Source organism: Paracoccus hibiscisoli, from assembly GCF_005048265.1.
In the GTDB taxonomy this organism is placed as follows: Bacteria; Pseudomonadota; Alphaproteobacteria; order Rhodobacterales; family Rhodobacteraceae; genus Paracoccus; species Paracoccus hibiscisoli.
On the sequence record NZ_SUNH01000057.1, the window covers coordinates 1 to 7,287 of the forward strand.

Sequence of the window (7,287 nt, forward strand, 5' to 3'; positions counted from 1 at the left end):
CCTGCTTGGCCCGATCGGAAACATCCCGCCAGCAGAGGCAGAACTGAACTTCCAAGTTCAGCGCGACATGCTCGATCTTGTCGCGTAAAGTCAAGCTATAGGTCTCCGATAAATCCGGGGCGATTCAAACACCATCTTTCCATAACTCCCAGTCGCTCACAATCAGGTCCACCAGAGGAGCCCCCACCAAGGCAATGTTCTCTACCGTTTCGGCATCCGGGTGCAGGGTCCAGATGCTCCAACGTCGTTTCATCTGGGTTGCCTTGGTCAAAGTTCACGGCACTCCGGATCGCCGCGATCCTGTCCGTTCCATGCAGCCGCTTGATCACCTGGGCAATCGCATTGTCTTCCATTTCCGTAACCAGGTAGTCGTCTGCTCCGTAAATCTTGGTCATGTATTGTGCTTCGGCAGACAGTCATGGACCATGGAAGAAGGTGTCGCCGGTCATGTGCGTGCCAACTTTCACGGAAGGTGCAGCTTGTGCGGCATCGTCGGGATAGCGCATCCGGTAAGTTCTTGCCTCCTCGGAATCCATAAGGTCGATGCCTGATGACAGCTGCACACCCCAAGCAACGAGATCCGGGTTGAGCTGATGGACGTGGTAGTCCTCATAGCCCTTGCGAGGCATGAAGACCGGCGCACCCGGCTCCCCCTCCTCGGGCGCCCAACGATGGCCAAGATCGTAATCGATCAGCCAGCTTCCCCAGACGACATCGCCGACGGTTCCCTTGGAGGGCGGCGTTCCTGCAACCCCCGTGATCAGGTAATACGCTTGGGAGAAGTCATAGTCCGGGTTCAAGAGAACGGCTTGCATGGACGCGGATGCGTTGACTTTGCCCATGCCCAAAACAGAACCGCAGACTCCGACATCGTTGCAATGGACCGGCGCAATGGCACCGGGCACGCCATTCGCGTCTGCCTCCTGCCAGTAGCGCTCATACCAGTGCTGATATTCACCTGCGCGATCCCCGGTGTTGTCGCCAATCTCGAACATCGAGCCGATGAAAACCTTGACTTGAATCAGTTCGGCCGAGGCGGCCCCCGCGAACGCCACGGCAAATGCCGAAGCGAAAAGGGAACTGTTGATTGCAATCTGCACGCTGTGTGTCGTGTTTCTTCCGGTTGATGGGCAGACCGAAATCAGCAGTGACAGGTGCCTGCAATAGCGCCGCGCAGCTCACATTGGCCGTCACATGCGCCTGCCGCAATCACAAGCAGATCACTAGGCCCCGCGGATTGCACTGGCGCAGCAGGTGGAAAACCACGGAGCAGGCCACCTCATTGCTGAAGCTCGGTGTTCTCCAGAATGGCGATTGCTACCCTTGCCATCGCCGCGGGCGCGGCGATGGCTCTTGTTCAGTCTGCGCTGACCCCTGACAGGCGGATCAGCCCGTCGGGATAGGGAGTAAAGCCGCTTACGGCTGCGTCCATTCCCCAGATCCAGGTCGGATGATACAGATAGATCAATGGCTGATCTTGATCGAGGATCTTGCGAGCAGCGTCATAACTGGTCTTGCGTTCGTCGGGGTCCGTTGCACTGCGGGCATCGTTCAGAAGCTGGTCAACCTCCTCGTTGCAATAGCGTGTATCATTGATGCCACCTGCGCATGTGACCATCTGGTTGAGGTTTGCGTCAGGATCGACGTAGCCGGACCAGCCACTCAGATCGGCCTGATAATCCCCGGCGGTCTGGGACGACAGGAGCGTGGCGAACTCAAGAGCCTGGATCTGAATGTTGAACCCGACCTCGGATGCCATGGCCTGTATGACCTGTCCGACCTGCTGCGAGATCGGATTGTTGGGGACCGTCAGGGTCATGTCCAGAGTGTCAACGCCGACGGAGGCCATCAGCCGGCGCGCCTCTTCGACATCACGGGTAGGCATGGGGGTATCGGCGTCATACCAGGTCGAGCCGGGCGCAAAGGGCTGGTTGCCCGGGGTGAACAGACCGTCAAACACGACCTGGTTCAACGCCTCACGGTCAATGGACAGCGACAGCGCACGTCGCAGTTCCGCGTGCTGAGACAGCGGATTATCCTCGCCCGCACCGGCGCCATTCGCGACGTTCACGACGATCCCCTGATAGCCCAGGCTTTGCACCTCGGCATAGGAAAGGCTCGGATCGCCTTGGACCGTGGCAACGTCCGATGTCGCGACGCGTTCCACCAGGTCCAGATCGCCCGAACGCAGGTTTGCCAAGCGCACCGTCGCGTCGGGGATGGGCAGATAGGTCACCGTGTCGAAGTGAAAGTCGCTGGCTGCGTAATAGCTAGGGTCCTTCTCCAGCACGATCCGTTCCTGCTGCACCCGCTCCCGGAACTTGTAAGGTCCGATGCAGACCGGCTGGCTGCCAAAGTTGGCCTCTGCCTCCTCGGCGGCCTCCGGTGATACCATGATGCCCGACCGCGCGGCCAGCCGCGCCAGCAGCGTCGCATCCGGGGCGTTCAGATGGAACGTCACCTGATCCTCGGCATCCGCCGTCACCGAGGCGATTGATGTTAGTTCGCTTTTGCGACGGCTTTCCGGAAGGTCCCGCGACCGATCGATATTGCGAACCACGTCCTCGGCGGTGAAGCTGCTTCCATCCTGAAAGGTGACGCCCTTTCGCAACGTCATGGTCAGCGACATGCCGTCCTCGGCATAGGCCCATTCGGTCGCCAGTTGGGGGATGATGGTCGCATCCGGCGCAATCCCGACCAGCTTGTCGCACATTGATGCCATCACGATCTCTCCGACGAAGGTGCGGGACTGATCTGGATCCAAGGTGTCGGGATCGTCGGCCAGACCGATGCGAAGGTCTGCGGCCGCAGCCGGAAGGGCAAGCGTCGTAGCCAGCACAACGCTTGTCAGAAGGGTGGTCGTCTTCATTCCATCAGCCTTCATTGAGGAGGGTTTTTTTCAGGCGTCCGTGAACGCCTTTTTCGCCGTTCACGGTCTGGGTCACGGCAAAGTCGACGACCAGCGAACAGAACTGATAGGCCTCGGTCTGGGTGATCCCGGTTCTTTCGCAGATGATGGCGATCATCTGGCGCAGCGCGATGCGCAATGCCTCGTCCAGCTCGGCATGAAAGCCCATCGAGATGATTTCATCCGCAGTCTCGGCCTGGGGGTAGGTAATCGCATGGCTGCCGGCCTTGCGGAGCCTGAAGTTGAAGGTGCCGACCAGCGACATCTCCAGCGCGGTGATGCAGACTTCGCCATCGCCTTGGCAGCCATGTCCGTCGCCGCAGGAGAACAGCGCTCCCTCGGCATGCACTGGCAATGACAATGTTGCACCCGGCGTCAGCAGCTTCAGGTCCATGTTGCCGCCATGCAGCCGCGGTTGGATCGAGGTCAGCTCGCCCCACGCGGCGGGCGGCGCGACCCCCATCACGCCAAAGAACGGGTTCAGGGGCAACACGGCCCCCCAAGGCAGCCGCGCCGTGCGGGCCGCGCGATCGACCGGGATCAATGTTGTGGTCTGCTGCGACACCGGAAATTCGCCGATCAATGTTCCCGAACTGGGCCGCACAAGGTTGAAGCCCCAGTCTGCACCCAGCTCCACCGCATCGATCCGAATATCCAGCACGTCGCCGGGCTGCGCCCCGCGGACCGCCACGGGTCCGGTCAGCAGATGCCCCCGTCGTGGCAGATCCGCGGCCAAGATATCCCGCAGGTCCGGCGCGACGGTCATGCCCGACCCGTCGGGGGGAAGGACCTCTTCGCGCCCCGAGTGGGTTTCGATCGTCACAGTGTCGCCGTCATCTATTTCCAGCACCGGTGGCAACTCGGACCAGAAGCGGCCCCAATGGACGGTCTCTGGCGTGGCCTTAACGTAGTGATTGCGCATCGTGATAAATTCTCCTGTCACCAACCGGCAAACTTGCTTGACCGCGCGTAGTGTCGATCAGCTCTGTTGATCCGTGATGATTTGCCTGAGCGGCACACGGCGCGCCCGATGTGTGCGTTAGCCGTCGGGCAATATGCAGCCTCTTTTGATTGTCAGCGGCGACAAGCGCGCATCGCATCGTCTCCGTTCATGCAAGATCTTTCAGCGGATGAAACTGGATTACCAGCAGGCGGGATCTTGTGATCGTCGTTAGCAAATACACGCTGGAAATTCAGGCAATAGTCCCATGAAGACGAGACAAGAACAGGCAAACAGAATTGCCACTTACGGCCGAGCCTGTGTCAAAACCCGTTGATGTGCTATGCTTTCGCCACTTCCGGTGTCTGGCCCGGCGCTCTGACACCGGACCGGATCAAGTCAGGGCCGAACGGCAGTAACTTCGAGTTCGACCAGCCACGCCGGGTTCACCAGCGCTTCGACCACCATCGCAGAACGGACGGGCAGGTTCGGCTGCTCGTCCGTGCCGAAAAACTGACGGTAGCCCGCCATGAAGCCTTCGAAATCGACCGCTTCTCCCTCTGGGGCCACCAGGAACGCCTGCATCTTGATGATGTCCCCGACGCTCATGTCCATCGCCCCCAACTGGTTCTGGATGCGTGTCATGACACTGACCGTCTGCTCTTCCGTGTTGCCATAGGCCTCGAGGCTGCCCGGTTCGGCATCCTGATTGATGACGGCCGGGACAGTTCCGCTGAGATAGACGGTCGTCATCCCCGCCGGCACCTCGACGGCCTGCAGGATCGGAAAGTCCGAGTTCGGGATCGGGTGGCGGATCAACTCTTGCGCGGCAGCGGGCAGAGACAGGGCGGCAGACAAGGCAAGTGCGGCAAACATGGTCTTCATGATTGGTCCTTCTTCGTTCAGTTCAGCGTGCGTCAGCGACGTGCTCGGGAGTGGCAGGATCTTCGGCAAAGTCGTTGCCGAATGAGGTGCGGATGTAGTTGACGACGTCGGCGATCTGCGTGTCGTCCAGAACACCACCCAAAGGCGGCATTGCTTTCTGCCCGTTCAGGATCAGATGGATGGCGTAGTCTGGCATCAGCAGGTTCTCGTTGCCTGCCAGCGCCGGATAGTCGCCGGCGCCACTGGCGCCTTCCCCTTCCGGCATGTGGCAGGCGGCGCAGATCGCGTCATAGACCTCCTGACCGCCGCTCTGGGTCAGGCGCGAGGGGTTCTCGAACCACCCGGCGCGGTCGATCATCAAGGCCTGGCCCGCCTCTTGTGCGACAGCGGGAAGGGCAAGTGTCGACAAGGCGGCCATCAGGGTCATCATTCGGCTCATCATGGCCTCCTCAGCTTTCGGTCACGGTGACGTGCAGACGCTCGACAGCGTCCAAGGCTGACAGGATCGCACCTTCCATCCAGGCGGGCAGATACGAGATATGCTCGCCCGCCATCAGTGTCCGACCATCCATCACGGTTGCGTCCATGTAGTCGGCGTCACGGTCCTTCCAGATGCCGTAGCAACCAAGCACCCAAGGCACTTTGTGCCAACCGACCGACACGCCCGAGACAAATTCGTCCCGATATTGCGGATGGATCTGGCTGCCATAGTCCAGCACAGCCTCGATCCGGTCCGCCGGGGGCAGCGCGTTGAACTGATAGGACGAAGCGCCCCAACTGTAAGCCGCCAGCAGCACGCCCGGGCCGTCGCTGAAATAGTCGTTCGACGGATAGGAAATGAGCGAGATCGGCAGGTTGGTATAGCTGATGCCGCCATAGATATGCTCGTCCTGTTCCCAGAAGCGGCGCCTGAACTCGAGCCCGCATTTGAAGGAGGACGCGTAATACATGCTGTCGATGATGCCCGACATACGCGGCGAGAAATCATGGTCGATCTGCCCAAGGATCGAGAAGGGAATGGTGCAGATACAGTACTCGGCCGTCTCGGTCTGCTCCTCTCCTCCGTCGGCAGGCACCCAGGTTGCCGTGACGGTGTCCCCCTCGTGGCGGATGCGGGTCACCTTGGCCTGGAAGGTGATCAGATCGCCCACCTCGCGCTCGAAAGCCTGGGCAATCTGGTCCATTCCGCCGACTGGCTGGAAGATCGTCGACTGCATGTGCAGGTTGTCGCCGGCCGTCAGGTTGCGCCACAGGTTCGACTGCAGGATCGCCGACAGCGGATGGACCTCGGAAGCTTCGGGCTTGCCCGTCGTGCCGCCGCCTTCGGGAACAGCCCAACCGCGATAGGCCGAGGATGCCTCGCCGGTCACATATTCCATGTCATCGTTAAGCGCACCGTAGCGCTTTAGCGCGTCCATCAGCAGCTGGGCATCCGCTTCGGTCACATCCGCATCCAGCGCCTGCTGGTCCACGACCTTTGCCAGAAGCTCTGCCACATGGCCGCGGAAGTCGGTCGAGATCTCCTTGAACCGCTGCGGCTGGCCGTCAAAGGCCTCCGTGTTGTGAAGATAGGCGTTGTAATTGACCTGGATGAACGGCTCCAGCTTCACGCCGAACCGCTTGCAGTAGTCCAGAACGGCGTAGTGGTCCGAGGGGATCCGCCACGGGCCGGGGTTCAAGTAGTTGCCTTCGGAGAAGGTCACGTCCTGCGTGTCGCCGCCCAGTTCAGTGTATCTGTCGCCGCCGCGCAGCGTCCAGCACCGGCCCCCCGCCTTCTCCCGGAACTCCAGCACCTTGACTTGGTAGCCTGCTGCCCGGAGCTCATAGGCCGCCGTCATGCCCGCAAGTCCTGCACCGAGGATCAGCACGCGGGTGCCGTTCACATCGCCATCCAGGTCAAGCCGCCCTGCATAGTTTGAACCCTGCGCCAGGCCCATGGTGCTCATGGCGCTATACATCGCGCCTGCACCCGCCACTGCTCCGATCATCGACAGCAGCGATCGCCTTGATATCCCATCCGTGTTGAACGTCATGCCTGTCCCTTGTTCCTTCGCTCCGGCGGCACGCGCCAGTTGCGTGAGCAGAGGTGTCGCGGGGTCGTGCAGCCAGGGCAATGGAGGGCAAAGTGCAGAGCATGCAAAATCATCGGGTGCGGAACAAAGCGGCAAGCCATGCGCGCTTCTGCTCGCACCGCGTGCATCTCTGGGTTTGCGTGTCGCAGAACCGCTGGCCAGAGAGCAGGTCCGGCTGCGACCAACCTTCTGGTGCAAAATGCGTCAAGCTGGCGGGGGAAACCTTATGGGGAAAGACAAGGCGGCCGAGCCTGTGTCAAAACCCCACCAGCGTGTCGGTGAGGCAAGGCGCTTCCGGGTAGTTGGAGTATTTCCGTCCTTTTCTGGCTACTGCCCCCGGTCGTTCGAGCTGGACGTGTGGTGAGAACGTCCGGGTGGCACAGCACAGGGCTACGGAGGGGCAATCAGGCCTGGATTGCCTGCATCAGCCGCCGGATGCCGATCAGCGCCACCATCCGCTTGATATTGCAGGCCAGCACCTG

At 60.9% G+C, this 7,287-nt stretch carries 6 protein-coding genes and 1 pseudogene; all 7 read right to left on the reverse strand.

Annotated elements, in window-relative coordinates:
• Window positions 1-124: 124 nt before the first annotated feature.
• Entirely contained in the window at window positions 125-253 is a 129-nt protein-coding gene (locus tag FA740_RS20390; protein WP_277355215.1) for a hypothetical protein, read from the reverse strand.
• Window positions 254-281: 28 nt separating this feature from the next.
• A pseudogene (locus FA740_RS18840) lies at window positions 282-995 on the reverse strand (phosphorylase family protein); the annotation flags it as partial.
• Window positions 996-1,357: 362 nt separating this feature from the next.
• Window positions 1,358-2,869, reverse strand: coding sequence for an ABC transporter substrate-binding protein (locus FA740_RS18845; protein WP_136858342.1), 1,512 nt, complete (start codon window positions 2,867-2,869; stop codon window positions 1,358-1,360).
• A 4-nt stretch (window positions 2,870-2,873) separates the two neighbouring features.
• Window positions 2,874-3,830, reverse strand: a complete 957-nt coding sequence (locus FA740_RS18850; RefSeq protein WP_136858343.1) for an acetamidase/formamidase family protein — start codon at window positions 3,828-3,830, stop codon at window positions 2,874-2,876.
• Window positions 3,831-4,247: 417 nt separating this feature from the next.
• Entirely contained in the window at window positions 4,248-4,733 is a 486-nt protein-coding gene (locus tag FA740_RS18855) for a RidA family protein (protein WP_136858344.1), read from the reverse strand.
• A gap of 22 nt (window positions 4,734-4,755) precedes the next feature.
• The gene (locus FA740_RS18860) at window positions 4,756-5,163 is read right to left on the reverse strand and encodes a c-type cytochrome (RefSeq protein WP_246053741.1); all 408 of its coding nucleotides are present in this window, start codon (window positions 5,161-5,163) and stop codon (window positions 4,756-4,758) included.
• A 19-nt stretch (window positions 5,164-5,182) separates the two neighbouring features.
• Complete coding sequence (locus FA740_RS18865) at window positions 5,183-6,766, reverse strand: flavin monoamine oxidase family protein (RefSeq protein ID WP_136858345.1); 1,584 nt, start codon at window positions 6,764-6,766, stop codon at window positions 5,183-5,185.
• Between the last annotated feature and the right edge of the window lie 521 nt (window positions 6,767-7,287).

Excerpts from the sequence above, each read along its gene's own strand:
- FA740_RS20390 (WP_277355215.1), bottom strand. The coding sequence starts at position 253 with ATGAAACGACGTTGGAGCATCTGGACCCTGCACCCGGATGCCGAAACG.
- FA740_RS18845 (WP_136858342.1), bottom strand. The coding sequence starts at position 2,869 with ATGAAGACGACCACCCTTCTGACAAGCGTTGTGCTGGCTACGACGCTT.
- FA740_RS18850 (WP_136858343.1), bottom strand. The coding sequence starts at position 3,830 with ATGCGCAATCACTACGTTAAGGCCACGCCAGAGACCGTCCATTGGGGC.
- FA740_RS18855 (WP_136858344.1), bottom strand. The coding sequence starts at position 4,733 with ATGAAGACCATGTTTGCCGCACTTGCCTTGTCTGCCGCCCTGTCTCTG.
- FA740_RS18860 (WP_246053741.1), bottom strand. The coding sequence starts at position 5,163 with ATGATGACCCTGATGGCCGCCTTGTCGACACTTGCCCTTCCCGCTGTC.
- FA740_RS18865 (WP_136858345.1), bottom strand. The coding sequence starts at position 6,766 with ATGACGTTCAACACGGATGGGATATCAAGGCGATCGCTGCTGTCGATG.